The sequence below is a fragment of the Streptomyces sp. NPDC001401 genome, assembly GCF_042895385.1.
GTDB lineage: Bacteria > Actinomycetota > Actinomycetes > Streptomycetales > Streptomycetaceae > Streptomyces.
Genome location: NZ_JBIAWI010000007.1, coordinates 160,463 through 187,215, shown reverse-complemented (window position 1 = coordinate 187,215; position 26,753 = coordinate 160,463). Strand labels below are relative to the sequence as shown.

Genomic DNA, 26,753 nt, shown 5'->3' with positions numbered 1-26,753 from the left:
CTCTGGGACCGGACAGCGTCACCGACCCCTAGGAGAGCAGCCATGGCCGAGATCGCCCGCCGGACGATCATCGGGGCCGGGAGCGCCGCTGCCGCCCTGGCCGTGTTCGGCGGTGGCACGGCTCGCGCGGCCACCGGCCCAACTCCCGCCGCCGAGGCGGAAGATGCCAGGATGCGCGGCTATGCCTTCCTCGATGCGGCCATGGACGGCTACCCCGACCACGGCAGCATCCGCCTGGCCCAGAGCTACGCCGATCAGGCCGGGCTCTTCAGCACCGCGTTCACCTACGACAACGCCCTCGCGATCCTGGCCCACCTCGCCCACTCCAGCCCCGGGTCGCGCGCCAGAGCCATCGCTCTCGGGGACGCGCTGCTCTACGCCCAGGCCCACGACCCGCAGCACACGGACGGCAGGCTTCGGCAGGCGTACAACGTGGGGCCCTACGTCTTCTACGACGGTTCACCGCAGCCGGACGGCTTTGTGCGCGCGGACGGCACCGTGAACGTCGGCACCCAATTCGGCTTCACCGGTACGGCAGTCGGTGACATGGCGTGGGCAGGCATCGCGCTCGCTGCACTGGCCGGCCGTACGAAGGCGGCCCGCTTCCTCGCAGGTGCCGTACGGATCGGTGAATGGGTGGAGGCACACGCCCGGACCGACGAGCCGCTCGGCGGCTACAAGTTCGGGGTCGACGGGGCCGACAAGAAACTGCCCTTCACCTCCACCGAGCACAACATCGATCTGACGTGCCTGTTCCTGCGTCTCGCCCGGCTCACCGGGGACGGCGTCTGGCTGGAGCGGCGCGCCCGCGCCGAGGCCTTCCTCGACAAGATGTGGAACGAAGCCGGCGGGTTCTTCCACACCGGCACCAACGACGGCGTCACCGTCAACACCTCCCCGGTCCCCGAGGACACCCAGACCTGGAGCTGTCTCTCGCTCCACGACCGCCGTCGTGCCCGGTCGGTGGACTGGGCGGCGGGCAACCTCGCGGTGCTGGACACCGCCGACCGACCCAACAGCACGGTCCCCGCCGGGCAGTCGTACGAAGGTGTCACCTTCAGCTCGGCATCACTCCTGGCGAACGAGGACGCGCCCATCGCACCCTCCCAGCCCAGACCCGACCGCAACGGCGTGTGGTTCGAGGGCACCGCCCACCTCGCGCTGGCCCTGCGGGAGCGCGGCGCGGCGGGGGACGAACGGCGCGCGGCGCGCCTCATCGCCTCGATCGAGCGGGCCCAGGACCGGCTCGGCGCGGGTCAGACCGTGGGGAGCAAGGCCCTTCCCGAACGGTCGGGTGTGGTCTCGGCCAGCAGTCCGCTGGACACCGGTTTCGGCTTCGGCTACTACCCGTACCGGCACACGGGCGCCACGGCCTGGTACCTGCTGGCGGCGGCCCGCGCCAATCCGCTGCGGGGTCACTGAGCCCTCCGGGCGGCCGGCCTCAACCGCCGGCGGCGCCCTTCGTCTGTCCGCCGACGAACGCCAGGGCCTCCCGGGCGAGTGGTGACCAGTCCAGGGCGGATTCCGGGGAGAGGGTGAACCACTCCTTCATGGGCGTGCCCTTGTTGGCGTCGAAGTTGTCCCCCTCCCCTGCATCGACGAGCGCGTTCACCCGTTCCTTGGGCAGCTTCACCACCAGCCGCCCGCGGACCAGCATCGCGAACATCTTGTTGTGCACCCGCAGCGCGCTCCGGCCGAAGCCGGTGCCGCCGGGAGGAGTGACCCCGGGGAGGCCGAGCAGCTCGGTCACCAGGTCGTCGAAGTGCTCTTCCGCCGGCGTCATACGGCTCCTCCCGTGCCCCGCGGCGATACCGGTACGCCGCCCGCCCACTGAACCACGTCGGGATCAGCGCCGCAGCCGGTCGAAGCGGAACGGCTCCAGGGCTTCGGGGCGCCGCCCGGTGCGGACGTACTCGGTGAGCCGGCGGCCGGTGACCGGGCCCAGGGTGACGCCGAGCATGCCGTGGCCGGTGGCCACGTAGGCGTTGTCGTGGCCGGGGACGCGGTCGATGACCGGGAGGCCGTCGGGGAGGAATGGGCGGCCGCCGACCCAGGGGTCGCGGATCAGGCCGACGAGGTCGTCCGGGTCGTCGAACCAGCGGCCCAGGTAGTGGCGGCTGGCGAGGGCCACGGCGACGACTCGGCGCCAGTCCAGGCGGTTGTTGTTGCCGCTCAGCTCCATCGTGCCGCCGATGCGGGTGGTGCCGCCGATCGGCGAGGCGACGGCCCGGCGTTCACCGAAGTACAGGGTGTGCCGGGGGGCGGGGTCCAGATCCACGGAGAAGCTGTAGCCCTTGCCGGCCTGGAGGGGCAGTCGGTGGCCCAGGGCGCCCAGCAGGCGCGAGGACCGCATGCCGGCCGCGATCACGACAAAGGAGCAGGGAATCTCACCCAAGTCGGTGCGTACCGCGGTGACTTGGCCGCTTGTCGTCCGGAAGCCCACCGCCTCCGCGTTCTCGTGGATCTTGACTCCGGTTGTGGCCAGCGCCTGTCCGAGCCCGAGGGCGAATGCCTCCGGGTCGACCACGCCTTCTCCCTCCACGAGATACGCCGCACGCACCCCGGCCGACAGCGCGTCGTCCAGCAGCCGCGCCTCCTCCCCCGTGGTGACGTCGTCGGGCAGCGGGTAGCGGCCGTCGGCCATCTCCCGTTGTACGGCGAGGTGGTGGCGGGCCTCGGCCGGGGAGAGGAAGGCGTGGACCATGCCGGGGCGGGTCAGGGTGGTCCCGACACCCGCCTCGCGCAGGCCGTCGAAGAGATCGAAGGTGGTGCGGTTCAGCTCGGCGATCGCCGTGTAGCCGCGCCTGAACGCGGCCGGGGTGCTGCTGCGCCAGAAACGCCACAGCCAGCGGACGAAGGCCGGGTCGGGCAGGGGGCGCAGGTACAGGGGCGAGTCCGGTCGCCCGAGCGAGCGCAGTGCGTACCGGACAACTCCTGGTGCCGGTACGGGTGTTGAGTGGCTGAGGCAGATCCAGCCCGCGTTGCCCCGGGAGACTCCGGAGCCGAGGCCGCGCCGTTCGACGACCTCCACCTCGAGGCCCGCCTCGGCCAGGTAGTACGCGGTGCACAGGCCCACGACGCCGCCGCCGAGCACCACCACGGGGGCGGTCATGACGCCGACTCGTAGGCGGCGAGGAACTCCCGGGTGCGGGCCTGAGCGGGGCGGTCGAGGACGTCCTGGGGCGCGCCCTCCTCCACGATGCGGCCGCCGTCGACGAAGACGACGTGGTCGGACACCTCGCGGGCGAAGGGCAGTTCGTGGGTGACCAGCAGCATCGTCATGCCGTCGGCGGCCAGTTCGCGCATCACGCCGAGCACTTCACGGGTGGCCTCCGGGTCGAGGGAGGAGGTGGGCTCGTCGAAGAGCAGCACCTCGGGGCGGAGCGCCAACGCCCTGGCGATGGCGACGCGTTGCTGTTCTCCGCCGGAGAGCTGGTCCGGCTGGGCGAGGCCGCGGTGCGCCACACCGACCCGGCGCAGCAGTGCGACAGCCCGCTCCAGCGCCTCCTGCTCCGGGACGCCGGCCCTGCGCTGCGCCAGGACGACGTTCTCCACGGCGGTCAGATGCGGGAAGAGGTTGAAGCGCTGGAAGACCATGCCCACGGTGCGGCGCAGCCTGGGCAGGTCGCGGCAGACCGTGCGGCCTCCGCTGTGCACCATCTCGCCGACCACCTCCACCGTTCCTTGGTCGGGGCGTTCGAGGAGGTTGACGCAGCGCATGAGGGTCGTCTTGCCGCCTCCGCTCTGTCCGATGACGCTGACGATGCGGCCGCGGTCGACCTCCAGGTTCACCTTGTCGAGCACCAGACGGCCGTCGAAGGACTTGCTGAGGCCCTCGATCCGTACGACGGCCTCGGTGGGGGCCGTTGGCACGGTCTTCGCCGTGGTGACGGGCTCGGTCATACGGCCGCCTCTTTCGGGTTGGCTGCCGCGACGGGGTCGGCGGCGAGCAGCGCACGCGCGGCGCGCACCCGGCGCCGTCGCCAGGGGGACAGGGGGACGCCGGCGCGCACCTTCCGCTCCAGCAGCAGCAGGAGTTGGGAGAGCGGGTAGCACAGGGCGAAGTAGATGGCCGAGATGACCAGGTACACCTCCAGTGCCCGGAAGGTGGCCGAGGTGATGAGGCGGCCCTCCGACATCAGCTCGGCGGCGGAGACGGTGACCAGCAGCGAGGTGGACTTCAGCAGGTCGACCAGCATGGTGTTGGTGCCGGGCAGGGCCTGCCGGACGGCCTGCGGCAGGACGACATGGGCGAAGATGCCCGCCCTGCCCAGGCCGAGCGCCTCGCCCGCCTCCGTCTGTCCGGCGTGCACGCCGCTGATCGCGGCGCGGAAGATCTCCGACAGGTAGGCGGCGTAGAAGACGACGAGACTGAGGCAGCCGGCGGTGAACACGTCCAGCCGGATCCCGGCCGAGGCCAGGCCGAAGTAGGTCAGGAAGATGATGGCCAGCAGCGGGACGTTCTTGAACACCTCGGTGTAGACGGCGGCCACGGCCCGTGCGGGCCAGGCCCGGTTCAGCCGGAGCAGCGCGACGGCCAGGCCGAGGAGGACCGCTCCGACAAAACTGACGGCGGTGTAGGAGACGGTGCGCCAGAGCGCGTCGAGCAGGTCGGACCGGTAGTCGGACCAGGGGACTTGGAAGAGGCCGGACATGTCAGCTCCTCACTGGCCGATGGACGGCGGCGTCCAGTTGGCCGGCCGGTCCACTCCGCGGCGCGCGGTGGCGACGTCGGCGGCGGGCTTGAGGAACTGTTCGGGGTCGCCGCCGTACTTCTTCACGAGCTCGGCCATCTCGCCGTTGCTGTACATGGCGTCGATCTGCGCGGAGATCGCCTTCTCCAGCCCGGTGGTCTTCCTGGGGAGGTAGAAGCCGGTCTGGTACGGCTGGAAGTACTGGTAGGCGGGCTTGGCCTTGACCTCGGCGGCGGTCGGCGGTGTCAGGTACTCCGTCCTGATCTTCAGTTCCGGGCGCTGTTTCTGCGCGGCGATGATGATCAGCGGGTCGAGGAAGCCGACGTCGACGCGGCCTGCGCCGAGGTCGTCGAAGACACCGGTGGCGTCGGGGTAGGCGTGCAGCTCGGCGCCGGGCACGGACTGGATGGACTTGACCCAGACGTAGCCCTCGACGGTGCCGAGGTTGAGGCCCTTGAGGTCGTCGACGGTCTTGTAGGTCTTGCCGCTGCGGACGGCCATCGCCGGGGGCGAGTAGTAGGGCGGATCGGTGAACAGCCCCTGCTTCTGGCGGTCGGCGGTCCAGGCGACACCGCCGATGGTGATGTCCACGCGGCGGGTCTGCACTCCGGCGAGCATCCCGGCGAAGTCCGTCACCTGCGGCTTGACCTGGAGGCCCAGCTTCTTGGCCACGTGGGTGAGGATGTCGCCGTCCAGGCCGACGATCTTGCCGCCCTGGACGGTGGTGTAGGGCGCGTACGGCTGGACGGCCACCTTGAGGACGCCGGGCGTGAGCGTGCCCAGGGCTGCGGTCTTGGCGGACACGTTCTTCGGGGAGTCGTCGCCGGAGCTGCAGGCGGCGACAGTGGACAACATGAACATCGCGGACAGAGCGGCAGCGATTGAGCGCACACGGATCATCGGCACGGGCCTTCCGTATCGGCACTGAGGGGGCCCGCCGTTCACCGCGCTGTGCCCTCGGCGGGAGGTTGATTGGGCCCATACGCTAGAGATCGGTCCGGCGGCGCGTCACCGTTCACTTCGTACGAACTTGTGGCCGGAATCGCGCGACCCCCTGTACGGTGCGTCCAACCCCGAACCGCTCCCGCACCCGGGAGGAACCATCGTGCTGAGCCCGTCACTCGCGCAGGAGATCGCCGGGGACACCTCCGCCGTCATCGGCTTCAACGTGCTGATCACCGATGCGGAGGGCATGGTCATCGGCAGCGGCGACAGCAGCCGGGTCGGCTCGTTCCACGAGGCGTCGGTCGAGGTGGTCCGCACCCAGGAACCCGCCACGCACAACGCCTCGCAGGCCCAGCAGCTGCGCGGGGTACGCCCCGGCGTCACGCTGCCGCTGGTCGCGGGCGGCCAGGCCGTGGGCACCGTCGGAATCACCGGCACCCCCGCCCAGGTACGCCGCTTCGGGCTGCTGGTGAAGCGGCAGACGGAGATCCTGCTGAGGGAGTCCGTGATGCTGCGCTCCCGTCTGCTCTCGGAGCGGGCGGCGGAGAAGCTGCTTGCCGATATCGCCTCCTACGATCCCCAGGTCGTCGAGGGCGACTTCCTGGCGTTCCGCGCCGCCGAACTCGGCTTCGACCTGCGGCTGCAGCGGGTCGCGGTGGCCATCGAGGTGACCGTGCCGGAGGGGACCGCGCGCCGCCGGGGCGCCCCCACCCAGGATGTGGCGCTGGTCCGCACGGAACTGCTGCGCACCGTCCGCGAGGTCTTCGCCGACCCGCAGGACGTCGTCGCCGGTACGGCGCCCGGGTGGATCGGTGTCCTGCACCGCGTTCCGGCCCGCCGCCGCACGGACTCCCTGGTCGCGGACTGCCGACGGGTCGTCGACGTCATCGCCGCGCAGGACGGTCTCACGGCCCGCGTGGGCATCGGCGAGCCCGCCTCCTCGGTCGGCGGTCTGCACGACTCCTACCAGGACGCCTGCGACGCGCTGCGCCTGGGCGGGCGTTCGGCAGGGGACTCCCCCGTCCAGCTGATCGCCGGTCTGCGGGTCCACCAGGTGCTGGCCGCGGTCAACCAGTCCGCCCGCAACCGTCTGGTCGACCTCACCACTGCCGATCTGCGCGCCCAGCCGGACTGGCCGGCGCTCCGCGAGACGATCACCGCCTGGTGCGAGAGCGGCTTCAACCTCGTACGGGCCTCCGCCGCCCTGCACATCCACCGCAACACTGTCGTCTACCGCATGAACAAGATCGAGCAGATCACGGGACGGCCGCTGCGCGAGCACCGCACCACGACGGCCCTCTACCTTGCCTGTCTGGCGGACCAGATGGGCAGTGGCTGACGCGCCCCCATTTTCTCAACTCCGGCCACTGCACGCGGCGTTGACACTGCACACGATCCGGGTCACGGTGAGGGCCCGTCGTGTCCGGAGTGCCCGGAGGTCGTCCATGGCTCCGTCGTCAGCACCACGTTCCGACGCCGGCATCGTCGAACGCGCAACGGCGATCGCTCCGTTCATCCGCGAGCACGCACTCCGTACCGAGCAGGAGCGAAGCGTGCCGGGCGAGGTCGTCGCGGCGCTCACGGACGCCGGGATCTACCGGATGAACGTCCCCCGGCGGTACGGCGGTTACCAGACCCGGCCGCGCACCCAGGTCGACACGCTGACCGAGATCGCCGCCGCGTGCGGCTCGACCGCCTTCACGGCCCTGATCCAGGCCGGCTGCGCCTTCATCGCGGCGCTCTTCCCCGACGAGGCACAGGACGAGATCTTCACCAGTCCCGACGTACGAGTGGGCGGCACCCTCATCCCGGACGCCACGGCGGTCGCCACAGCTGACGGCTACGTCGTCAACGGCACCTCGGGGTTCGCGACCGGCTGCCGGCACGCCGACTGGCACCTGCTGACGACCCGTGTGGAATCCGGCGAGGGGCCGCCCGAGGTGCTGTGGACCGCCGTACCCATGGCCGAGTTGGAGATCCTCGACGACTGGCACGTCTCGGGTCTTGCGGGCAGCGGCAGCAACAGCGTGGTGGCCCGTGACGTCTTCGTGCCCGCGCACCGTGTGCTGCCCGTCGGGCCTCTCCTGAACGGCGAGTTCCCCTCCAAGTCCAACGCCGACGATCCCTTCTACCGGATGCCCGTCCTGCTGATGTTCTGCGCCTGGACGGCACCGAACGCACTCGGCCTGGCGCGGGCGGCTCTGGAGGAGTTCACCGGGCGCATCCATCGGCGGGGCATCACCTACACGTTCCACCAGCGGCAGCACGAGGCGACCGTCACCCATCTCCAGGCGGCCGAGGCGGCATTGAAGATCTCCTGCGCCGAGCTGCTGACCAGCGACTTCGTCGCCCGCATCGAGGCCGGCGAGCCGTACACGCTTCAGGAGCGCGCCAGGATCCGGGCGCAGAGCGGCTATGTGGCACGGCTGTGCAAGGAGGCCGTCGACCTGATCGCCTCCGCCTCCGGGGCGTCCTCGCTGCACCGGGAGGTGCCCATCCAGCGGGCGGTGCGCGATGTGCAGGCCCTGAATCTGCACTCCTTCGTCAATCCCGCGACCAATCTGGAGATCTACGGCCGGGTCCTGTCGGGGCTCGATGCGGGCACGCCGTTCCTGTGAGGCACGGCCCTACGGCCGTCCCGCTCCCGGCACCTCGACCGGAACGGCGAGCACCTGACCGGTTCCGGGTGCGACCATCTCGGTCTCGGTCATGCCCTGCCAGCGTGCCGCGGTGATGAGCAGCGTCCTGCGGTCGGGGCCGCCGAGCGCGCAGGCGAACGCCCCGCGGTCCAGCGTCACGGTCTGCAGGACGGTGCCGCCTTCCGCGACGCGCACGCAGCGCCGGTTCGGCACGTCCGCGTACCAGACGGCGTTCTGGGCGTCGGTGCAGATGCCGTCCGGGACGCCCTCGCCCAGGTCGGCCCAGACACGGCGGTGGGACAGGGTGCCGTCGGCCTCGATGTCGAAGGCGAGCAGCTGGTGGCGGTAGGAGTCGGCGACGATCAGGGTGGCGTCGTCTGCGGTGACCGCCATGCCGTTGGGGAACGCGATGTCGTCGGCCACCTCGCGCACCGAGCCGTCGGGGGCGACCAGGTGGACGGAGCCGGGTTTGACGTCCTCTCCCGCCATCGGGTCGAAGTGGGCGCGGTTGACGTAGGTGTTGCCGCGGCCGTCCGCCACGATGTCGTTCCAGCCCGGGATGGAGAGATCCGCGTATTCGGCCAGGCTGCCGTCGGGCTCGCGGCGCAGCAGCCGCCCCTCCGCGGAGGAGACGATCAGCAGTCGGCCGTCGGGAAGCCAGGCGGTGCACAGGGGCAGCGACGGCACCCGTGCGACGACCTCACTGCGGCCGGCCGGATCGACGGCGACGACCTCGCCGGCGGTCCAGTCGGAGAAATACAGCCGGTCGCCGTGCCAGCGGGGTGACTCGACCAGGCCTCGGCCGGTGAGCAGCGTGGATACCTGGGTCATCGTCCTCACAGCCCTTCGCTCGGGCCGGCCCGGGGCCGGCCTCTCACTCTCTACACGAAGAGCGGTGCGCCGATTCGACAGGCGCGTGGGCCGGGAGGGCTCCACGGCCCGGACACAGGGCGCCGGCCCCTGGTCAGCGGGGACCCTGAGACTTCACAGGATGTCTCCTCCCTCCTTCGATGCCATGGTCATTGATCATCGGCAATCGATTGGAGGAACCGATGCTGACGTCACGACCGATCGGCTCCCGGCTGGGATCGGCGGCTGCCGCGGGGGCGGCCGTCGTCCTGCTCGCCGGGGCCGGACTGCTCACGGCCGCGCCCGCGCAGGCGGATCCGCGCCCGTGCCCCGGCGCCGGCCCGGGCGACCCGGCGCGCTGCGCCCAGGTGATCGGCATCGATGCGGGCTCGTCCCTGGTGATGCGCACCGCACCGCGCTACGGCGCCGCGGCGGTGGCCCGGTTCGGCAACGGGCAGTGGCTGGAGCTCGACTGCTGGACCACCGGCGATCCGGACGCGGACGGCCACGGCTACCGCTACTGGATGCAGGTCTCCACCGGCAGCGCGAGCGGCTACGTCAACGACTGGTACCTCGACAGCGGCGGCCCGGGCGTGTGGAAGTCCCAGGTCCCCCAGTGCGCCTGATCCCTTCGGTCCAACCGAACCAACCGATCCAACCGGTCCAGTCGAACCAGCCGAACCAACGGAGGGAACCCTCATGACTCGTCTGCGTGCTCTCACCGCGACGGGCATCGCCCTGACCGCCGCCGCCTCGGCCGTCCTCGCCGGCGCGGGGCCGGCCGGCGCCGCGATCCACTCGTGCAGCATCTCCGGCGACCCGGCCGTGTGCGCCAACGTCACCGGCATCGACGCCGGCTCCTATCTGGCCGTGCGCACCGCCCCCGGCTACGGCGCCGCGGAGTCGCCGGTCTTCGGCCACCACCACAACGGGGACGAACTCGGCCTGATCTGCTGGACCACCGGCGACCCGGACGCGGACGGCCACGGCTACCGCTACTGGATGCGGGTCGACAACGGTATCGGCGACGGCTATGTCAATGACTGGTACCTGGACACCGGAGGCCCGAACACCTGGAAGTCACAGATCCCGCAGTGCTGAGCCGTGCCGCCGGGCTACGCAGACTTGCGGCCGACTCCCGCGTACACCCAGTACTCCGACGGCTTGTCCGGGATCCGGTCGCCCTGGTCCGGGCGCCACAGGGGTACGTGGACCAGGCCCGGCTCGACGAGGTCGAAGCCGGTGAACAGGTCGTGGATCTCGTCGTGGGAGCGGGCGGTGACCGGGGAGGTGGCCCTGGCGCTGTACAGCTTGCTCACGGCGGCGGCCGTCTCCGGGCGGTCCTCGTTCGTGGCGTGGGTCAGTGCCAGCCAGCTGCCGTCGGGCAGGGCGTCGCGGAAGGCGGCGACGATGCCGGCGGGGTTCTCCTCGGGTGTGACGAAGTGCAGGATCGCGACCATCAGGACGGCGACGGGCTGCTCGAAGTCGATCAGTTTGCGCAGCTTCGGGGAGGCCAGGACGTCGGCCGGCCGGCGGATGTCGGCGTCGACGATGTCCGCGTCCGGGTTGTCGGCGAGCAGGGAGGTGCTGTGGGCCACGGCCACGGGGTCCTTGTCCACGTAGACCACCCGGGCCCCGGGGCTCGCCGTCTGGGCCACCTCGTGCACATTGCCCTGGGTGGGGATGCCCGAGCCGAGGTCGATGAACTGCCGCACCCCGGCGTCGACCAGGTGGCGCACGGCTCGTCCGAGGAAGGCGCGGTTGGCCCGGGCCAGCGTGCGCACCTGAGGGTCGATGCCCGTGACGGCCGCCACCGCCTCCCGGTCTATGGCGAAATTGTGCTGCCCGCCGAGCATGGCGTCGTACATGCGGGCCACACTCGCCTTGTCGGGATCGGTCCCCGGCGGAATTCGTTCGTTGTCGAGCACTACAACTCCCTTTCCGACCAGGGGCCTTGACGCGTCATCATATAGTGGCCGACGACACACGACGAGCCACCCTCATCGCCGCGTGCCCGGAGCCCCCCACCCGGAAAGGCACGACCCCTGCGGAACGAACCACGCAGCCGCACCGACGCACCCCCCGCCGTACCGCCCTCCCCCCGCCGGTCGGTCTTCTCCCCCGCGGCCGACGCCATCGGCTCGGAACTCGACCTGGGGCTGACCGGCAGCCATGTCGTGCATGCGCTGACTCCCGGCTTCTGCGACGCGGCATCGATCTACCTGCTGGAGCGCTGGCTGCGCGACGAGAACGCGTACGCCGTCGCGGACCCGCCCCAGATAGAGGCGCGCCGCCTGGCGCTGCGCATCGGCACGGACGCGGTGGAGGACTGGGCGGGTGTGCTGCCGGTCGGCGAGGTGATCGTGTTCCCGCGCGAGACGCCGTACGCCCGTGCTCTCGCCGCCGGGCACGCGCAGTTGCTCGACGCGGTCGACCCGCACACGTCCGAGCGGCTGGTCGCTTCCGGGGCCGGCGACGCGCGGATCGAGGACCTGCTGCGGGTGGCTTCCTTTCTCGTCGTGCCGCTTCAACTGCGGGGCACCGCAGTTGGTTTCGTCGCCTGCTCGCGCAGCGCGGACCGGGCCCCCTTCCGGCCGCCCGACGTCGTGGCCGTGGAGTCGCTGGCCGCACGGGCCGCCATCGCCCTGGACAACGCGCGCCGCTACGAGCGCGAGCGCCGCACCGCCCTGGCCATCCGGGGCAGCCTGCTGCCCGGCACGGCACAGGAGGTCGAGGGCTGCCGGATCGCTCACGGCTGCCTGCCCGCCGGGCAGGGCAACATCATCGGCGGTGACTGGTTCGACGTGCTGAAACGGCCGGGTGACCGGGTCAGTCTCGTCGTCGGGGACGCCATGGGGCACGGCCCGGAGTCCGCCGTCGCGATGATCCAGCTGCGCACCGCCGTCCGCACTTTGGCCGCCCTCGACATCCCTCCGGCCGATCTCATACGCCGCCTCGACGCACTCGCCTGCGACACCCCCGGCGCCTCCTTCGCGACCTGCATCTACGCCGAGTGGGACCCCCGGCAGCGCATCTGCACCCTGGTGGGGGCCGGCCACCCGCCCCCACTGCTGCGCGGCCCCGACGGCCGGACCGCACCGGTCGCGCTCGCCAGCCCGGGCCTGCCCCTGGGGCTGGGCACCGGCAGCTACGAGGCGACCGTACTGACCGTGGACGAACCCTCCCTGCTCGGGCTCTACAGCGACGGCCTGGTCGAGTCCCGGGACGCCGACATCGACCAGGAGATCATCCGCCTCGCCCGCGCCCTGGACACGGCGGCCGTCGAGCCCGTGACCGCCGGCGAGCGGGACCCGCTGCAGTCCATGTGCCGGCGGCTGCTGCGCACCCCTTCCGCCACGGCCGCCGCCGACGACCGCACCCTGCTGCTCGCCGAGCTGACGCCCGAGAAGGACTGAACGCCCTTCCCCGGCAGGCTCTCAGGCCGTCAGGTGCGCCCACACGGCGTTGCCGCCGGTGAGTCTGGACCGGTCGACTCCCCAGCTGTCCGCGATCTCCTCCACGATGAGCAGTCCACGGCCGCTCTCGTCGTCGGGGTCCGGCTCGCAGCGGGGCAGGCCGCGGTCCGTGCGGTCGTGGTCGTGCACCTCCAGGCGCAGGCACCCCTCGGTGATGAGCCCGATGCCGCACAGGATGCGGGCGCTGAGTGTGTGCCGTACGGCGTTGGTGGCCAGTTCGGACACGAGCAGGACGGCGTCCGCGCACAGGTCGCCCGGCAGGCGCCAGGAGCTCAGCCGCGCGGCGACGGAGCGGCGGGCGATCCTGATGCTGGAGCGGTGCGGCGGCAGTTCGAGCCAGTGGGTGCGCTCCGGGTTCGGGGCGTCTAACAGCTGCGGGGAGGAAGTCGTGTGGGGGGACACGCAGTTGCCTTCCGTGGGGAGCGGGCGCGCAGTGAATCGCCGAAACGATTCACACAAGTAACTATGCTCACAGGCCAGTTCAAGCTGCAACCAGCTGCCTGATAATTTCATGGGGCCGGTATCGGTCCGGCGACTTCCCCAAGTCGCTGTCGGTAGCGGTCCGGTGACGGTCACTCAGGAGGTAGGGCGTGAACGAAGGTCGGTCCAGCGCGGGCAGCGGCCCCAGCGCACCCACCGTTCTGCGCATGATCCTCGGCCGGCGGCTGCAGGAGCGGCGCCAGGATGCGGGCCTGACGCTGGACGACGCGGCCAAGGCCCTGCGGGTGACGTCCTTGACGATCCGCCGCCTGGAGAAGGCGGAGGTCGGCCTCAAGCCCATCTACGTGGACAAGCTGCTGGAGACGTACGGGGCCGACCGGCAGGAGATCGACGAGTTCGTCGATCTCGCCGAGCGGGCCAACGAGCCCGGCTGGTGGCACGTGTACCGCGATGTGCTGCCGAACTGGTTCAGCGGCTACGTGAGCCTGGAGAGCGGGGCGACGACGCTGCGCACGTACGAGCCGCACTATGTGACGGGGCTGCTGCAGACCCACGACTACGCGCGCGCGGTCCTGCGCGGCGGCTTCCCGGGCGGCAGCGAGGAGGACCTGGAGCGGCGGGTGGATCTGCGGCTGCGCCGCCAGGGCCTGCTGGAGAGACCGGACGCGCCCACGCTGTGGGTGGTGCTCGAAGAAACGGTGCTGCACCGGGTGGTGGGCGGCCCCGAGGTGATGCGGGAGCAGATCGACCGGCTCCTGGAGGTCTCGGAGCTGGAGCACGTCAGCGTCGACGTCGTGCCGTTCGCCGCGGGCGCCCACGTCGGGGCGTGCGCCCCCTTCACCTACTTCCGGTTCAAGGAGCCGGAGCTGCCCGACATCGTCTACAGCGAGATCCTCTCCGGTGCCATGTACCTGGACCAGCGCTCGGACGTCGCGGCCCATCTCGAGGCACACAACCGCATGTCCCTGCTGACCTCGGACACGGACAGCAGGGCGCTCCTGAACCGCATGCGAAAGGAGTACTCATGACCAGCGTCGACGGCAGTGTCCGCGACGTCTACAACGGCATGCCGGCGTCGGACCTCGGGGAACAGGGCTGGGAGTCTCCGTGGAGCGGTCCCAACGGGGGCCAGTGCGTGCAGACGAAGCAGCTGGCCGACGGCCGGGTGGCCCTGCGGCAGTCGACCGATCCCGCCGGCCCCGCGCTGATCTACACCCCGGAGGAGATCACCGCGTTCGTCGCGGGAGTCAAACGGGGCCTCGCCGACCACCTGACGGCCGGCTGACCTTTCCGGCACGCCCCCACACCCCCACGCACACCACCGAAAGGGACAGCATGACCAACTCGCACGCCGCGCGGGACATCGACACCAGCAGGCCCCACTCCGCCCGGATGTACGACTACTACCTCGGCGGCAAGGACCACTTCGAGGTCGACAAGCAGGCCGCGGAGAAGGTCGCGGAGGTGTTCCCGGCGATTTTCGTGTGCGCCGGGGAGAACCGCGCGTTCATGCACCGCGCCACCCGTGTGCTGGCCCGGGAGCACGGCATCCGGCAGTGGCTGGACATCGGCACCGGCATCCCCACCGAGCCGAACCTGCACCAGGTGGCGCAGGCCGTGGTGCCGGATGCCCGGGTGGTGTACGCCGACAACGACCCGCTCGTCCTCAAGTACGCCGAACGCCTCATGCGCTCCACCGCCGAGGGCCGCACGACGTACATCCAGGCCGACTTCACCGACCCCGAGGCGATCCTCGCCGCCCCCGAACTGCACGAGGCACTGGATCTGACGCAGCCGGTCGCGCTGTCCCTGAACGCGCTGCTGCACTTCGTGCCGGACGCTCTCGACCCGTACGGCATCGTGGCCCGCCTCATGGAGGCGCTGCCCTCGGGCAGTGCGCTCGCCATCAGCCACTGCACGCCGGACTTCGACCCGGTGACCTGGCAGACGCTGGTCGGCATCTACGTCGCCGCCGGGACGCCCGCCCAGGTCCGTTCCCGGGACGAGGTCGGCCGCTTCTTCGAGGGGCTCGAGCTGCTCGAGCCGGGCATCGAGGTGGGTCACCGCTGGCGCCCCGAGCCGCGGGAGGAGGGGGCGACGGAGCCCACCGACATCGAGGTCAGCCTCTGGACCGGGGTGGGCATCAAGCCGTAGCCGCGAGGTGAACGGGGCGCCGGACGGCCCCGGACCCGAGCAGGTCCGGGGCCGTCCGGCGTCCCGGCGTCGGCCGGGTCAGGGCTGGACGGGCCTGCCGTGTCCCCAGGCCCAGGCGAGGCGGTCCGCGCCGGACTGGTTGGTGGTGGCCAGCCAGGGGCGGGCGGCGTCCCCGATCAGCTTCTGGATCGAGTAGGTGTCGTCGGTGCGCAGACCGGGCCAGTAGACGGACCCCATCCCGAGCTTGCGGAAGGTGTCGGTGTCGGCCTGGATGAAGTTGATGGAGTTGTTGGTGGCGTCCGGCTTGTTGTAGTCGAGGCCGGTGGTCATCGGGGCGCCGAACTCGTCGGCGACGGTACGGCTCGCGCAGTTCCCGATGCGCTCCTTGAGGTCGGCCACCCACTGGTCGTAGGTGGCGTAGTCCTTCCAGAAGCCGTAGTGGTGCAGGGAGAGATAGGTGCCCTTCAGCCGCGGGTCGGCGCAGACCGAGGTGACGTGGTCGTTGTAGCCGGCGCCGCTGACGAAGACGCGGCCCCGCGGGACGGATCCGTACGTCGACAGCCACTTGGCGGCGATGTCGGCCCACTGGGTGTCGGTGTAGCCGTGCGGCTCGTTCATCGGCTCGAAGTAGACCTTCGAGTTGCCCTGGTAGGCCTTGACGACGGTGTCCCACATCGGCCAGTAGGTGGCCTCGTCGTCGATGAAGCCGTCCTTCTGGGCGCCGGTGCCCTCCCAGTAGGACACGATCACCTTGAAGCCCTTGTCCGTCGCCGCGTCGATCACGCCGCGATACGACTTCCAGTAGGAGCCGTTGACGGTGTACGGGTTGATGGGCAGGCGGACGGTGTTGGCACCGAGGTTGGCGCGGAACGCCGAGATGACCCGGCTCGCCTTGGCGTAGGTCTGGGCGTAGGTGTCGGAGAGCGACAGCCCGGACAGGACGACGGGGTCGTTGGCGTAGTTGTCGCGGGGGTCGGCCCAGTTGACGCCCTTGAACTGGGTGGTGCCGGCCGGCGCGGCGGAGGCGGGGCTGCCGGTGAGGGTCGCGCCGCCGACCGCGGCGATCGCGACCGCCGCACAGGCGGCACGCAGCCGGGGAGCGAGGCGGTTCGTGGCGGGGGTCTTGCGCATCGACGTGGCCTTTCAGGAGACGGCGGCTCGGCGCCCCGCGTGTTTACGTAAACATGCGCTGTCGTCGCAACGGATGTTTACGTAAACTCGGCGGCGCCGGAATCGTGGCATCCGCCCCAGCGGCCGTCAAGGCTCCTCACGCGTAACATCCGGTGCGTCGCGCAACAGGTCGGGGCACCGAGGGAGGCACCAGTGGTGGAACGGGGCAGCACCGGCGTTCCGGGCGGGCGCCGCAAGCAGCGGGTCTCCATGGCCGATGTCGCCCAGCGAGCGGGCGTCTCGTCCCAAACGGTCTCGCGGGTCTCCAACGGCTATCCCGGGGTGATCAGTTCGACCCGGGAGCAGGTGCTCGCGGCGATGCGGGACCTGGGCTACCGGCCCAACAGCGCGGCACGCGCCCTGCGCTACGGGCAGTTCAACACCATCGGCGTGATCCTCTTCAGCCTGTCCTCGACGGGCAACAGCCGCACCGTGGAGGCGATCGCCACGCATGCCGCGGCCGAGGGGTACGCGATCACCCTGATCCCCATCGACGTCCCGACCCAGGACAACGTGCTGGGCGCCTTCACACGCATGGGCGAGCTGGCCGTCGACGCCGTCATCGTCATCATGGAGATCCATCTGCTGGACACCGGCACGGTCCAGCTGCCGCCCGGCGTGCACGTCGTCGTCGTGGACTCCGACGCCGGCGACCGCTACAGCGTGGTCGACACCGACCAGGCCGACGGCGCCCGCAAGGCCGTCAGCCACCTGCTCGACTTGGGCCACCGCACCGTCTGGCACGTGACCGGCCCGGAGACGTCCTTCGCCGGACAGCGCCGGACCCAGGCCTGGCGCACGGTCCTCGAGGAGGCGGGACGCCCGGCGCCGCCGCCCCTGCACGGCGACTGGTCGGCCGAGTCCGGCTACGCGGCCGGCCTCGCACTGGCCGAACAGCCCGACTGCACCGCCGTGTTCGCCTCCAACGACCAGATGGCGCTGGGGCTGCTGCGCGCCTTCCACGAACGCGGCCTCACCGTGCCCGACGACATCAGCGTCGTCGGCTTCGACGACATCCCCGACGCCGCCTTCTTCGTGCCGCCCCTCACCACCGTCCACCAGGACTTCGCCGAGGTCGGCCGCCGCTGCGTCCAGGGCGCCCTGCAGCAGATCCGCACCCGCGGCGGCTCGCAGCCCGGCACCGATCTCGTCCCCACCAGCCTGGTGATCAGGCACAGCACCGCGGCGCCGCCCGACCGGCGTCCATGACTGTGCTCTTGCGCACAGCGCAGGGAAACCCGGGCCCGTTCGAGCGGACGGCCGCTGCCCGCGTGCTACAAGGCTGGGCATGGAGATCGAACCGGTCACCCCGTCCACCCCGCGGCCCGTGCGCCGCCCGACGCTGGTGCAGGGCTGGCACCGACTGACCTTCCTGCACTGGCCGGTGGAGCCGCAGCGGGTGGCCGGACTGCTGCCCGCCGGGACCCGGCCCGACACCCTCGACGGGCTCACCTACGTCGGGCTGGTGCCGTTCCTGATGCGCGGCGTGGGCCTCGGCCCGGGGCCCGGTCTGCCGTATCTGGGAACGTTCTGCGAGACGAACGTGCGGCTGTACTCGGTGGACGAGCAGGGCCGCCGCGGTGTCGTGTTCCGCTCGCTGGACGCGACCCGGCTGCTGCCCGTGCTGGTGGGGCGGCTCGGCGTACGGCTGCCCTATGTCTGGTCGGCGATGCGCCTGCACCGCGAGAAGGACACGCTCACCTACACCTGCCGCCGCGGACGATCCGCAGGCCGCGGCCCCAGGAGCCGGGTCGTGGTGCGACCCGGCGCGCCCATAGCCCAGCCCACGCCGCTGGAGCTGTTCCTCACCGCCCGCTGGGGCATGCACGTCCCCTGGCACGGCCGCACGGTCCACCTGCCGAACGAGCACGCACCCTGGCCGCTGCACCGGGCCGAACTGCTCGACCTGGACGACGACTTGATCACAGCCGCCGGCCTGCCCCGGATGACCGACGCGCCGGTCAGCGTGCTCTACTCGCCGGGCGTCTCGGTCCGGTTCGGGACACCGTCCGCCGTGCGGCCGTCCCCCGCCCGTTAGAGGATGCGGGAGCCCAAGAGGTACCTGCCTTCCGGGGCGGCAGTTACCGCCGTCCGGCTCGCCCCGGACGGACCGGCGTACCACAGGGGTATGAGGTGACACCGACGGCTGTTCACCGGCCGCCACATCCACAACGATCAGAAATCGAGAAGCGCCGGCCCCGCGGCCGCACCTAGCGTGACCGGAGTGATCCGACGCCTCGTTCCCGCCACCTACCGGCCGGTCCTCGCCCACCGGCTGCTGCGGCGGCTGATCCTCGGCTTCGCGGTCTCGTCCCTCGGCGACGGGATGAGCTTCGTAGCCGTGGCGTGGCTCGCCATCGAGCTCGCGCCGCAGCAGACCGCGGGGCTGTGGGTCGGCGGCGCGGTCGCCGCGTACACCCTGCCGGGCGTGGTCGGCGCGCTGGTGTTCGGCCGCCGGCTGCGCCGGGTGCCGGCCAAGCGGCTGCTGATCGCCGACAGCGTGGTGCGCGGTGTGCTTCTCGGCGCCGTACCGCTCGTCTGGCTCGCCGGGCTGCTTTCGCCACCGCTGTACGTCGTGCTGCTCGCGGTCTCGTCACTGCTGCACGCATGGGGCAGCGCGGGCAAGTACACCCTGCTCGCCGAACTGCTGCCGGACGAGCAGCGGCTCGCCGCGAACACCCTCGTCGGCTCCCTCGACTTCGCCGCCACGATCGCCGGGCCCGCCGTCGCCGGAGTGCTGGTGACGTTCGCGAGCTCCGCGCTCGTACTCGGCCTGGACGCTCTCACCTATGTCTTCCTCGCGGTGCTCGTCGTGCGCACCAGGCTGCCGCAGTCGGGGCACGTCTCCCCCGTCGACGCGACGGCCGCCCGCGGCGGTCTCGCGTTGCTGCGGTCCCGTCCCGAGCTGCTCGGGCTGCTGGCGCTCACCTGGTTCTTCAACCTGCTCTACGGCCCGGTCGAGGTCGCCCTGCCGCTGCACGTGACCGACGACCTGCACGCACCGGGCACCCTGCTCGGCCTGTACTGGATGCTGTTCGGCTGCGGCGCGGTGCTCGGCTCGCTGGCGGTCGGCGCGCTGCGGCAGCTGCCGCTGTGGCCCGTGACGGTCGGCATCGTGGCGGCCTGGGGGCTCGTACTGGTGCCGTTCGGGGCGGGCGCGCCGACCACCGTCACCGTCGCGTGCTTCGCGCTCGGCGGCGCGATCTACGGACCGTTCGTGGCACTCTCGGTCACGCTCATGCAGGCGAAGTCGCCCCCGCAGCACCTGGCCGCCATGCTCGCGGCCCGCAGCGCGGTGCTGCTCACCGCATCACCGCTGGGCACGGCGCTCGGCGGGCCGATCACCACGGCGCTGGGCCCGCGCGCGACGCTCGGCGCCTCGGGACTGGCCACCGTGGTGCTCGGCGCCGTCGCCTGCGTCCTGCTGTCGGCCCGGCGCAGGAGCCGGCGGCGAAACCGGTGCCCGGACCGATCAGGAATCGAGAAGCGCCGGCCCGCGAGCCGCAGCTAACGTGGCCGCGTGCCGACGCTGGCGCGGCCATCAGGCGGCCGCCGGCACCGACCGCCTCCCGCGCCCGCCCAGCCCGACAGATGGAGAGACGATGACCACGGCCAAGAGGACCGACTCGCAGCCGCCCGTGCTGCACGCCGCCGACAGTCACGACCTGATCCGCGTGCACGGCGCGCGCGAGAACAACCTCAAGGACGTCAGTATCGAGATCCCTAAGCGCCGGCTGACGGTGTTCACCGGCGTCTCCGGCTCGGGCAAGAGCTCGCTGGTCTTCGACACGATCGCCGCGGAGTCGCAGCGTCTGATCAACGAGACCTACAGCGCCTTCGTGCAGGGCTTCATGCCCAACCTGTCGCGGCCCGAGGTCGATGTCCTGGACGGTCTGACCACCGCGATCAGCGTCGACCAGCAGCGGATGGGTGCCGACCCGCGTTCCACGGTCGGCACCGCCACCGACGCGAACGCGATGCTGCGGATCCTGTTCAGCCGGCTCGGCAAGCCCTACGTCGGCCCGCCCGGGGCGTTCGCCTTCAACGTCCCCTCGGTCTCGGCGTCCGGCGCGATCAAGGTGGGCACCGGCGTCAGGGAGAAGGTCACCTTCAACCGGGTCGGCGGCATGTGCCCGCGCTGCGAGGGCCGCGGGTCGGTCTCCGACCTCGACCTGACCCAGCTCTACGACGACAGCAAGTCGATCAACGACGGCGCGTTCACCATCCCCGGCTACACCGGCGGCGGCTGGAACTCCCGGCTGTACGCGGAGTCCGGCTTCTTCGACCCGGACAAACCGATCCGCAGGTTCACGAAGAAGGAGCTGCACGACCTCCTGCACCGTGAACCGACCCGGATGAAGATCGCGGGCATCAACATGACCTACGAGGGCCTGATCCCGCGCCTCCAGAAGTCGATGCTGTCCAAGGACAAGGAGGCGATGCAGCCGCACATCCGGGCCTTCGTGGAGCGTGCGGTCACCTTCACCATCTGTCCCGAGTGCGACGGCACCCGGCTCGCCGAGCACGCCCGCTCCTCGAAGATCAAGAAGATCTCCATCGCGGACGCCTGCGCGATGGAGATCAGGGACCTGGCCGACTGGGTGCGCGCACTCGCGGAGCCGTCGGTGGCGCCACTGCTCACCGCGCTGCAGCAGACGCTCGACTCGTTCGTCGAGATCGGTCTCGGCTACCTCTCGCTGAACCGGCCCGCCGGCACGCTCTCCGGCGGTGAGGCGCAGCGCGTCAAGATGATCCGCCACCTCGGCTCCTCGCTCACCGACGTCACGTACGTCTTCGACGAGCCGACCGCGGGGCTGCACCCGCACGACATCCAGCGGATGAACGGTCTGCTGCTGCGGCTGCGGGACAAGGGCAACACGGTGCTCGTCGTGGAGCACAAGCCGGAGGTCATCGAGATCGCCGACCACGTCGTCGACCTCGGCCCGGGCGCCGGTACGGCGGGCGGCACCGTCTGCTTCGAGGGCACCCTCGACGGGCTGCGCGGCAGCGACACCGTCACCGGTCGCCACCTCGACGACCGCGCCTCCCTCAAGGACGGGGTGCGCGAGTCCACCGGCACCCTGGAGATCCGCGGCGCCACGGCGAACAACCTGCAGGGCGTCGACGTGGACATCCCGCTCGGTGTGCTCGCCGTGATCACCGGTGTGGCGGGGTCCGGCAAGAGCTCGCTCGTGCACGGGTCGATCCCCGAGGATCTCGGAGTCGTCTCGGTCGACCAGAGCCCGATCCGGGGTTCGCGGCGCAGCAACCCGGCGACGTACACCGGTCTTCTCGAACCGATCCGCAAGGCGTTCGCCAAGGCCAACGGCGTCAAGCCCGCGCTGTTCAGCGCCAACTCCGAGGGGGCCTGCCCGACCTGCAACGGCGCGGGCGTCATCTACACCGACCTGGGGATGATGGCCGGGGTCGCCAGCACCTGCGAGGACTGTGAGGGCAAGCGGTTCGACGCCTCGGTCCTGGAGTACCGGCTCGGCGGCCGGGACATCTCCGAGGTGCTCGCGATGCCCGTGTCGGAGGCCCTGGGCTTCCTCGCCGAGGGCGAGGCCCGCACCCCGGCCGCGCACAAGATCCTCGAGCGCCTCGCGGACGTCGGGCTCGGCTATCTCACCCTCGGCCAGCCGCTCACCACGCTCTCCGGCGGCGAGCGGCAGCGCCTGAAGCTGGCCACGCACATGGCAGAGAAGGGCGGCGTCTACGTCCTCGACGAGCCGACCACCGGCCTCCATCTCGCCGACGTCGAGCAACTCCTCGGCCTGCTCGACCGGTTGGTCGACTCCGGCAAGTCGGTGATCGTCATCGAGCACCACCAGGCGGTGATGGCGCACGCGGACTGGATCATCGACCTCGGCCCGGGCGCCGGTCACGACGGCGGCCGAATCGTCTTTGAGGGCACGCCGGCCGACCTGGTCGCCGCCCGCTCGACCCTCACCGGCGAGCACCTGGCGGCGTACATCAGCGCCTGACCTCTGCGGCCCAAGTCCCGGTCGGCCTTGCCCCTGCCCGAAGGCCAAGGCCGACCGTGTCCGCATGGATGACAACCCTCTTCCTGCCGAGCAGTTGGCCTACTACCGGGCGGGGGCGGCCGAGTACGACCGGCCCTGTGCCGAACACGCGGAGCTGCGGGCGCTGCCGGCCGCCGTCGACGAAATCCCGGTCGCCGGGCACGTGCTGGAGCCGGCCTGCGGCACGGGCCGGTGGACCCTGCTGCTCGCAGAGCGGGCAGATTCGGTGACGGCTGTCGACGCGCCGGCCGAAGTGCCGGCCATGGCACGTGCCCGCGCCGCGGCAGAAGGTCTTCCACGACGCCCGGACGCTCACGGACGAGCTCACCGCGCTGGTGTGGTCGGTCCGGATCCGGCCGGTGGCCGGGAACTTCGTCGGCATCGCAGAACCGCCGAGGGTGCCGTCCGCGTGACGGGTAAGGCCACGGGTGCGATTGCGAGTGCCGACACCCAGGTACATCGGATCAATCTTCGGCACGTTGAGACCGTTGACGCATTCTGTGGGCCGCTCTTACGCTGCGCGAGCAGATAGATCCGATGAATCGCCGAAGAATCACAGGAACTGTCGTCGCATCGTGGAGGCACCCCGCAATGACCTCTAGACGAGCCGTGCTCGGCTCAGTGCTCGGCGGTACGACCGCCGCCGCCTTACCTCACGCAGCCCTTGCCGCCACCCCCGAAGACCCCGCACCCGGCGGCCCCTGGCGGCTCCGCAACCGTATGGACTCCGACGGCGCCTGGGCCGGCTTCCTGCGCGGGCAGGATCTGGTGTGGCACCGGCTGCCCACGGTCTGGTACGAGGGCCCGTTCCTGGGCGACGGGCGGCTGGGCAGCATGGTGTACCAGGAGCCGGACGCGAACAGCATCCGCTTCACCGTGCAGCACGGCGAAGTGCAGGACCACCGGCCCGAATTCGGCAGCGGGTGGGGCACCGCCCGGCTGCCCGTGGGGCATCTGACCCTGGAGCCGGCCGGCACCATCACCTCCGTCGACTGGCGCCTGAGCCTGTGGAACGCCGAACTCACCGGCACCGTCACCACGGACAGGGGCACCCTGACGCTCTCCGCCCTCATCCACGACGGCATCCTCGCCGCACGTGTGAGGGCCGACGGCGAGGAGCAGGTCCGCTGGACCTTCCACCCCGAGGAGGCCATCAGCCCCCGCAGGATCCAGGAGGCACCACCGGCCGGATACGTCGCCAACCCGCCCTGGACCACGCAGAGCACCGGCGACGTCCAACAGGTCCTCCAGCCGCTCACCGGCGGCGGCCAGACCGCGACCGCCCACCGCCGCTCCGGCGACACCCTCCTGCTCAGCGTGGCCCACAGCCACCCCTCCGGCACCCGGGCCGGAGAGGCCTCGCTGAAGAAGATCCAGCGCGCCGGTTCCTACGGCGAGCTCCGCTCGCAGCACACCCGTTGGTGGCACACGTTCTACCGCAAGAGCTTCCTCTCCATCCCCGACCAGCGGCTGCAGAGCTTCCACTGGATCCAGCTGTACAAGGTCGCGTCGGCGAGCCGCGCGGGCGGCCCCGTGATGGCCACCTCCGGGCCGTGGCTGGAACCGACACCCTGGCCCGCCGTGTGGTGGAACCTCAACGTCCAGCTCGAGTACTGGCTCATCCACGGCTCCAACCACCTCGAACTCGACTCGCTCGTCAGCACTCTGAGGCAGAGTCAGGAACAGCTGGTCGCCAACGTGCCCTCCGCCTACCGCGCGGACAGCGCCGGAATCGGCCGCAGCTCCGACATGTTCGCCGACCGCACCGTCGGCACGCCCGGCACCGGCGCCGAAGTGGGCGACCTGACCTGGGCGTTGCACAACGCGTGGCTGAGCTACCGGCACACCATGGACGAGGCCCTGCTGCGCGACACGGTCCACCCGCTGCTGCGCCGCGCGATCAACTACTACTGGCACTTCCTCCAGCCCGGCGACGACGGCAGACTCCACCTGCCGTCGACGCTCTCGCCGGAGTACCCGGTGGTCCCCCCGCGGGACACCAACTACGACCTGGCGCTGATCCGTTGGGGCTGCACCACGCTCCTGGACGCGACCGAGCGCCTCGGAGTCGACGATCCGCTGAAGGAGCGCTGGCAGGAGATACTGGCCAGGCTCACGCCGTATCCGGTCGACGAGAACGGCTTCATGATCGGCGCGGAGACTCCGTACGCCCAGTCCCACCGCCACTACTCGCATCTGCTGATGGTCTATCCGCTGTACCTCGTGAACTGGGACCAGCCGGAGCAGCGGGAGCTGATCGAGAAGACGCTGGTGCGCTGGCACGCGCTGACCGGTGCGCACCGCGGCTACAGCTACACGGGCGCCGCGTCCATGTACGCGATGATGGGCCGCGGCGACACGGCGCTGACGTATCTGAAGAAGTTCTTCGACCCCACCACGCGCTACCCGTGCCGGGCCAACACCCACTACACCGAGGCCGGCCCGGTCATCGAGACACCCCTGTCGGCGTCGCAGTCCGTGCACGACATGCTGTGCCAGAGCTGGGGCGGTGTCGTCCGGGTCTTCCCCGCCGTCCCGTCCTCCTGGGCCGACGTCACCCTCCACGACTTCCGCACCCAGGGCGCCTTCCTGGTCAGCGCGGTCCGCACCAAGGGGGTCACCCGCTTCGTGCGCGTACGCAGCCTGGCGGGCGAGCCGCTCGAACTGCGCCACGGACTGCCCGTCGGCGCGCTCACCGCCGTCCTCGACGACGGCCGCCCGGCGCACACCCGCACCACCTCCGACGGCACCCTCGCCATCGACCTCCCCCAGGGCCGCGAGGTCCTGCTGTACACCGGCGAACGGCCCGACCTCGTCATCGCTCCGGTGGGCGTGAGCGAGCCCGGTCAGGCCTGGGGGTTGCCGTAGCGCCGTCCGCGTCCGGCACAGGACAATGGCCGCATGGGCGGTGAGTTCGTGGACGAGGCGGTGCGGGTGGTGCCTGCGCCGCCGCTGCGCGGGCTGGTCGGCTGGTACTCCGGCTACCGCCAGCGCGGCATCCCGCACAGCCGGCACCGGGGGCTGCCGTCGCCGTGGCTGACCCTGATCATCACGCTCGACGAGCCGTTGACCATGGCCGCCCATCCCGATCCGGACGCCGCCCCCGGCGACTACCCCACCCTGCTGGGCGGCCTGCACCTCACACCCGCGCTGATCGACATCCCCGGACGGCAGTCCGGCATCCAGGTCGCGCTCAGCCCGCTCGGCGCCCGCGTCCTGCTGGGACTGCCCGCGGGAGAGCTGGCCGGGACCGACGTACACGCCGACGACGTGCTGGGCGCGGGAGTGCGCGAGGTCCACGACAAGGTGCGCGAGGCGCCGGACTGGGCCGCCCGCTTCGCCGTCGTCGACGACTGGCTGCTGCACCGCATGTCCCGACACGACGACGCGGGGACGGCCCCCGCCTCCCCGGTGGCGGACGCCTGGCAGCGGCTGCTGTCCGCCGGCGGTCGCCTGCGCGTGGACAAGCTGGCCGCCGATGTCGGCTTCAGCGAGCGGCACCTGCGCAACCTCTTCCGCGCCGAGATCGGCCTCACCCCCAAGGCGGCCGCCCGGGTCATCCGCTTCGACCTGGCACGGCGCCGTCTCGCCTGCCTCCCGCACGCTCGGCTCCGCTCGAGCGGGGAGACCCCGATCGGCCTGCCCGACCTCGCGGGCCTGGCCGCCGACTGCGGCTACGCGGACCAGTCCCACCTCGACCGCGAGTTCGCCGCCCTGGCCTCCTGCACGCCGAGCGCCTGGCTGGCGCAGGAGTTCCGAAACATCCAATCCGGGCACCATCCGCCCGCGTGACCCTGGTGAGGCCGGCCGGACGACCCCGGCAGGCTCCCGACTCCCGCGCAACGGAGGCGCATCACCATGACGACCAGTGACACCGCCAAGCAGCCGCCCGCCCCGCAGGTCTGGCCCACCCTGCGCGCCCACGACGCCCGCGCGCTGATCCGCTTCCTCGTCGACGCCTTCGGCTTCGAGGAGACCGTGGTCTACGGCGAAGGCGACCGGGTCGAGCACGCCCAGCTCAGCTGGCCCGAGGGCGGCGGCGTCATGCTCGGCTCCGTACGCGAGGACCAGGACCCCGCCACCGGCCCGACACCGCCCGGTGCCTTCAGCGCCTACGTCGTCACCGCCGACCCGGACGCCGTCCACGCCCGCGCCAAGGCCGCCGGCGCCGAGATCACCACGGATCTGCACGTCACCGACTACGGCTCCCGCGACTTCGCCGCCCGCGACCCTGAAGGCAACCGTTGGTATTTCGGTACATATCAGGGCGAACCACGCTGATCATCACGAGGTGAGCATTCTCACCCGGACCGGTCCCAGGCGTGCCGACCTGGGAATTGTCGCCCTCCGTACCCTGACCCG

The 26,753-nt window shown here is 71.2% G+C and carries 26 protein-coding genes and 1 pseudogene; 18 read left to right on the top strand and 9 right to left on the bottom strand.

What is annotated here, in order from left to right; translation table 11 throughout:
• Positions 1-42 precede the first annotated feature (42 nt).
• Complete coding sequence (locus ACFY10_RS24275) at positions 43-1,422, top strand: Tat pathway signal sequence domain protein (RefSeq protein ID WP_390667280.1); 1,380 nt, start codon at positions 43-45, stop codon at positions 1,420-1,422.
• Positions 1,423-1,441: 19 nt separating this feature from the next.
• On the opposite strand, the gene ACFY10_RS24270 is transcribed toward ACFY10_RS24275, so the two are convergent.
• From ACFY10_RS24270 to ACFY10_RS24250, 5 genes are all read right to left on the bottom strand, one after another.
• Positions 1,442-1,783, bottom strand: coding sequence for a hypothetical protein (locus tag ACFY10_RS24270; RefSeq protein WP_390667279.1), 342 nt, complete (start codon positions 1,781-1,783; stop codon positions 1,442-1,444).
• A 63-nt stretch (positions 1,784-1,846) separates the two neighbouring features.
• Positions 1,847-3,112, bottom strand: a complete 1,266-nt coding sequence (locus ACFY10_RS24265) for an NAD(P)/FAD-dependent oxidoreductase (protein ID WP_390667278.1) — start codon at positions 3,110-3,112, stop codon at positions 1,847-1,849.
• The gene (locus tag ACFY10_RS24260; RefSeq protein WP_390667277.1) at positions 3,109-3,903 is read right to left on the bottom strand and encodes an amino acid ABC transporter ATP-binding protein; all 795 of its coding nucleotides are present in this window, start codon (positions 3,901-3,903) and stop codon (positions 3,109-3,111) included. The genes ACFY10_RS24265 and ACFY10_RS24260 overlap by 4 nt, the downstream gene beginning before the upstream one ends.
• Positions 3,900-4,655, bottom strand: coding sequence for an amino acid ABC transporter permease (locus ACFY10_RS24255; RefSeq protein ID WP_390667276.1), 756 nt, complete (start codon positions 4,653-4,655; stop codon positions 3,900-3,902). The genes ACFY10_RS24260 and ACFY10_RS24255 overlap by 4 nt, the downstream gene beginning before the upstream one ends.
• A gap of 9 nt (positions 4,656-4,664) precedes the next feature.
• Complete coding sequence (locus ACFY10_RS24250) at positions 4,665-5,594, bottom strand: substrate-binding periplasmic protein (protein WP_390667527.1); 930 nt, start codon at positions 5,592-5,594, stop codon at positions 4,665-4,667.
• A 205-nt stretch (positions 5,595-5,799) separates the two neighbouring features.
• Between ACFY10_RS24250 and ACFY10_RS24245 the strand changes: the two genes are divergently transcribed.
• Entirely contained in the window at positions 5,800-6,978 is a 1,179-nt protein-coding gene (locus ACFY10_RS24245; RefSeq protein WP_390667275.1) for a CdaR family transcriptional regulator, read from the top strand.
• A gap of 106 nt (positions 6,979-7,084) precedes the next feature.
• Positions 7,085-8,257, top strand: coding sequence for an acyl-CoA dehydrogenase family protein (locus ACFY10_RS24240; protein ID WP_390667274.1), 1,173 nt, complete (start codon positions 7,085-7,087; stop codon positions 8,255-8,257).
• Between the two features lie 9 nt (positions 8,258-8,266).
• Here the strand turns inward: ACFY10_RS24240 and ACFY10_RS24235 are convergent, their stop codons facing one another.
• Complete coding sequence (locus ACFY10_RS24235; protein ID WP_390667273.1) at positions 8,267-9,109, bottom strand: SMP-30/gluconolactonase/LRE family protein; 843 nt, start codon at positions 9,107-9,109, stop codon at positions 8,267-8,269.
• Between the two features lie 221 nt (positions 9,110-9,330).
• Between ACFY10_RS24235 and ACFY10_RS24230 the strand changes: the two genes are divergently transcribed.
• Positions 9,331-9,753: a hypothetical protein gene (locus tag ACFY10_RS24230; RefSeq protein ID WP_390667272.1), complete on the top strand. Its 423-nt coding sequence runs from the start codon at positions 9,331-9,333 to the stop codon at positions 9,751-9,753.
• Positions 9,754-9,826: 73 nt separating this feature from the next.
• On the top strand, positions 9,827-10,228 hold the full coding sequence (locus ACFY10_RS24225) for a hypothetical protein (protein ID WP_390667271.1): 402 nt from the start codon (positions 9,827-9,829) through the stop codon (positions 10,226-10,228).
• A 14-nt stretch (positions 10,229-10,242) separates the two neighbouring features.
• Here ACFY10_RS24225 and ACFY10_RS24220 read toward each other — a convergent pair whose 3' ends face one another.
• On the bottom strand, positions 10,243-11,055 hold the full coding sequence (locus tag ACFY10_RS24220) for an SAM-dependent methyltransferase (RefSeq protein ID WP_390667270.1): 813 nt from the start codon (positions 11,053-11,055) through the stop codon (positions 10,243-10,245).
• A 249-nt stretch (positions 11,056-11,304) separates the two neighbouring features.
• Here ACFY10_RS24220 and ACFY10_RS24215 point away from each other — a divergent pair, with 249 nt between their 5' ends.
• Positions 11,305-12,543: a PP2C family protein-serine/threonine phosphatase gene (locus tag ACFY10_RS24215; RefSeq protein ID WP_390667269.1), complete on the top strand. Its 1,239-nt coding sequence runs from the start codon at positions 11,305-11,307 to the stop codon at positions 12,541-12,543.
• A gap of 21 nt (positions 12,544-12,564) precedes the next feature.
• Here ACFY10_RS24215 and ACFY10_RS24210 read toward each other — a convergent pair whose 3' ends face one another.
• Positions 12,565-13,005, bottom strand: a complete 441-nt coding sequence (locus ACFY10_RS24210) for an ATP-binding protein (RefSeq protein ID WP_390667268.1) — start codon at positions 13,003-13,005, stop codon at positions 12,565-12,567.
• Positions 13,006-13,193: 188 nt separating this feature from the next.
• On the opposite strand from ACFY10_RS24210, the gene ACFY10_RS24205 reads away from it, so the two are divergent.
• From ACFY10_RS24205 to ACFY10_RS24195, 3 genes are read left to right on the top strand one after another with little or no spacing between them, the layout of a single operon-like run.
• Complete coding sequence (locus ACFY10_RS24205) at positions 13,194-14,072, top strand: helix-turn-helix domain-containing protein (RefSeq protein ID WP_390667267.1); 879 nt, start codon at positions 13,194-13,196, stop codon at positions 14,070-14,072.
• Positions 14,069-14,329: a DUF397 domain-containing protein gene (locus tag ACFY10_RS24200; RefSeq protein ID WP_390667266.1), complete on the top strand. Its 261-nt coding sequence runs from the start codon at positions 14,069-14,071 to the stop codon at positions 14,327-14,329. Before ACFY10_RS24205 ends, ACFY10_RS24200 begins: the two co-directional genes overlap by 4 nt.
• A gap of 50 nt (positions 14,330-14,379) precedes the next feature.
• Positions 14,380-15,198 (top strand): SAM-dependent methyltransferase, encoded by an 819-nt coding sequence (locus ACFY10_RS24195; protein ID WP_390667265.1) that lies wholly within the window; start codon positions 14,380-14,382, stop codon positions 15,196-15,198.
• Between the two features lie 78 nt (positions 15,199-15,276).
• Here ACFY10_RS24195 and ACFY10_RS24190 read toward each other — a convergent pair whose 3' ends face one another.
• Positions 15,277-16,329 (bottom strand): cellulase family glycosylhydrolase, encoded by a 1,053-nt coding sequence (locus ACFY10_RS24190; RefSeq protein WP_390667264.1) that lies wholly within the window; start codon positions 16,327-16,329, stop codon positions 15,277-15,279.
• A gap of 192 nt (positions 16,330-16,521) precedes the next feature.
• Here ACFY10_RS24190 and ACFY10_RS24185 point away from each other — a divergent pair, with 192 nt between their 5' ends.
• The 9 genes and pseudogenes from ACFY10_RS24185 to ACFY10_RS24145 all read left to right on the top strand — a co-directional run bounded on the left by ACFY10_RS24185 (position 16,522) and on the right by ACFY10_RS24145 (position 26,672).
• A complete protein-coding gene (locus ACFY10_RS24185) occupies positions 16,522-17,577 on the top strand; it encodes a LacI family DNA-binding transcriptional regulator (protein WP_390667263.1) in 1,056 nt (351 codons plus the stop codon).
• 79 nt (positions 17,578-17,656) lie between these two features.
• Positions 17,657-18,406: a YqjF family protein gene (locus tag ACFY10_RS24180; protein WP_390667262.1), complete on the top strand. Its 750-nt coding sequence runs from the start codon at positions 17,657-17,659 to the stop codon at positions 18,404-18,406.
• A gap of 186 nt (positions 18,407-18,592) precedes the next feature.
• Positions 18,593-19,879 carry an MFS transporter gene (locus ACFY10_RS24175; protein ID WP_390667261.1) on the top strand — a complete coding sequence of 429 codons (1,287 nt, stop codon included), beginning with the start codon at positions 18,593-18,595 and terminating at the stop codon, positions 19,877-19,879.
• Positions 19,880-19,970: 91 nt separating this feature from the next.
• Complete coding sequence (locus ACFY10_RS24170; protein WP_390667260.1) at positions 19,971-22,352, top strand: ATP-binding cassette domain-containing protein; 2,382 nt, start codon at positions 19,971-19,973, stop codon at positions 22,350-22,352.
• A gap of 64 nt (positions 22,353-22,416) precedes the next feature.
• Positions 22,417-22,626, top strand: a pseudogene (locus ACFY10_RS24165) (SAM-dependent methyltransferase); the annotation flags it as partial.
• Positions 22,627-22,660: 34 nt separating this feature from the next.
• Positions 22,661-22,804: a hypothetical protein gene (locus ACFY10_RS24160; protein ID WP_390667534.1), complete on the top strand. Its 144-nt coding sequence runs from the start codon at positions 22,661-22,663 to the stop codon at positions 22,802-22,804.
• A gap of 178 nt (positions 22,805-22,982) precedes the next feature.
• Positions 22,983-25,259, top strand: coding sequence for a Tat pathway signal sequence domain protein (locus ACFY10_RS24155; protein ID WP_390667259.1), 2,277 nt, complete (start codon positions 22,983-22,985; stop codon positions 25,257-25,259).
• A gap of 33 nt (positions 25,260-25,292) precedes the next feature.
• Positions 25,293-26,183, top strand: coding sequence for an AraC family transcriptional regulator (locus ACFY10_RS24150; protein WP_390667258.1), 891 nt, complete (start codon positions 25,293-25,295; stop codon positions 26,181-26,183).
• Between the two features lie 66 nt (positions 26,184-26,249).
• A complete protein-coding gene (locus ACFY10_RS24145) occupies positions 26,250-26,672 on the top strand; it encodes a VOC family protein (RefSeq protein ID WP_390667257.1) in 423 nt (140 codons plus the stop codon).
• The last annotated feature ends 81 nt before the right edge of the window (positions 26,673-26,753 follow it).

Excerpts from the sequence above, each read along its gene's own strand:
- ACFY10_RS24155 (WP_390667259.1), top strand. The coding sequence starts at position 22,983 with ATGACCTCTAGACGAGCCGTGCTCGGCTCAGTGCTCGGCGGTACGACC.
- ACFY10_RS24200 (WP_390667266.1), top strand. The coding sequence starts at position 14,069 with ATGACCAGCGTCGACGGCAGTGTCCGCGACGTCTACAACGGCATGCCG.
- ACFY10_RS24240 (WP_390667274.1), top strand. The coding sequence starts at position 7,085 with ATGGCTCCGTCGTCAGCACCACGTTCCGACGCCGGCATCGTCGAACGC.
- ACFY10_RS24145 (WP_390667257.1), top strand. The coding sequence starts at position 26,250 with ATGACGACCAGTGACACCGCCAAGCAGCCGCCCGCCCCGCAGGTCTGG.
- ACFY10_RS24270 (WP_390667279.1), bottom strand. The coding sequence starts at position 1,783 with ATGACGCCGGCGGAAGAGCACTTCGACGACCTGGTGACCGAGCTGCTC.
- ACFY10_RS24235 (WP_390667273.1), bottom strand. The coding sequence starts at position 9,109 with ATGACCCAGGTATCCACGCTGCTCACCGGCCGAGGCCTGGTCGAGTCA.
- ACFY10_RS24195 (WP_390667265.1), top strand. The coding sequence starts at position 14,380 with ATGACCAACTCGCACGCCGCGCGGGACATCGACACCAGCAGGCCCCAC.
- ACFY10_RS24150 (WP_390667258.1), top strand. The coding sequence starts at position 25,293 with ATGGGCGGTGAGTTCGTGGACGAGGCGGTGCGGGTGGTGCCTGCGCCG.
- ACFY10_RS24250 (WP_390667527.1), bottom strand. The coding sequence starts at position 5,594 with ATGATCCGTGTGCGCTCAATCGCTGCCGCTCTGTCCGCGATGTTCATG.
- ACFY10_RS24255 (WP_390667276.1), bottom strand. The coding sequence starts at position 4,655 with ATGTCCGGCCTCTTCCAAGTCCCCTGGTCCGACTACCGGTCCGACCTG.
- ACFY10_RS24275 (WP_390667280.1), top strand. The coding sequence starts at position 43 with ATGGCCGAGATCGCCCGCCGGACGATCATCGGGGCCGGGAGCGCCGCT.
- ACFY10_RS24190 (WP_390667264.1), bottom strand. The coding sequence starts at position 16,329 with ATGCGCAAGACCCCCGCCACGAACCGCCTCGCTCCCCGGCTGCGTGCC.
- ACFY10_RS24230 (WP_390667272.1), top strand. The coding sequence starts at position 9,331 with ATGCTGACGTCACGACCGATCGGCTCCCGGCTGGGATCGGCGGCTGCC.
- ACFY10_RS24225 (WP_390667271.1), top strand. The coding sequence starts at position 9,827 with ATGACTCGTCTGCGTGCTCTCACCGCGACGGGCATCGCCCTGACCGCC.
- ACFY10_RS24265 (WP_390667278.1), bottom strand. The coding sequence starts at position 3,112 with ATGACCGCCCCCGTGGTGGTGCTCGGCGGCGGCGTCGTGGGCCTGTGC.
- ACFY10_RS24260 (WP_390667277.1), bottom strand. The coding sequence starts at position 3,903 with ATGACCGAGCCCGTCACCACGGCGAAGACCGTGCCAACGGCCCCCACC.
- ACFY10_RS24170 (WP_390667260.1), top strand. The coding sequence starts at position 19,971 with ATGACCACGGCCAAGAGGACCGACTCGCAGCCGCCCGTGCTGCACGCC.
- ACFY10_RS24180 (WP_390667262.1), top strand. The coding sequence starts at position 17,657 with ATGGAGATCGAACCGGTCACCCCGTCCACCCCGCGGCCCGTGCGCCGC.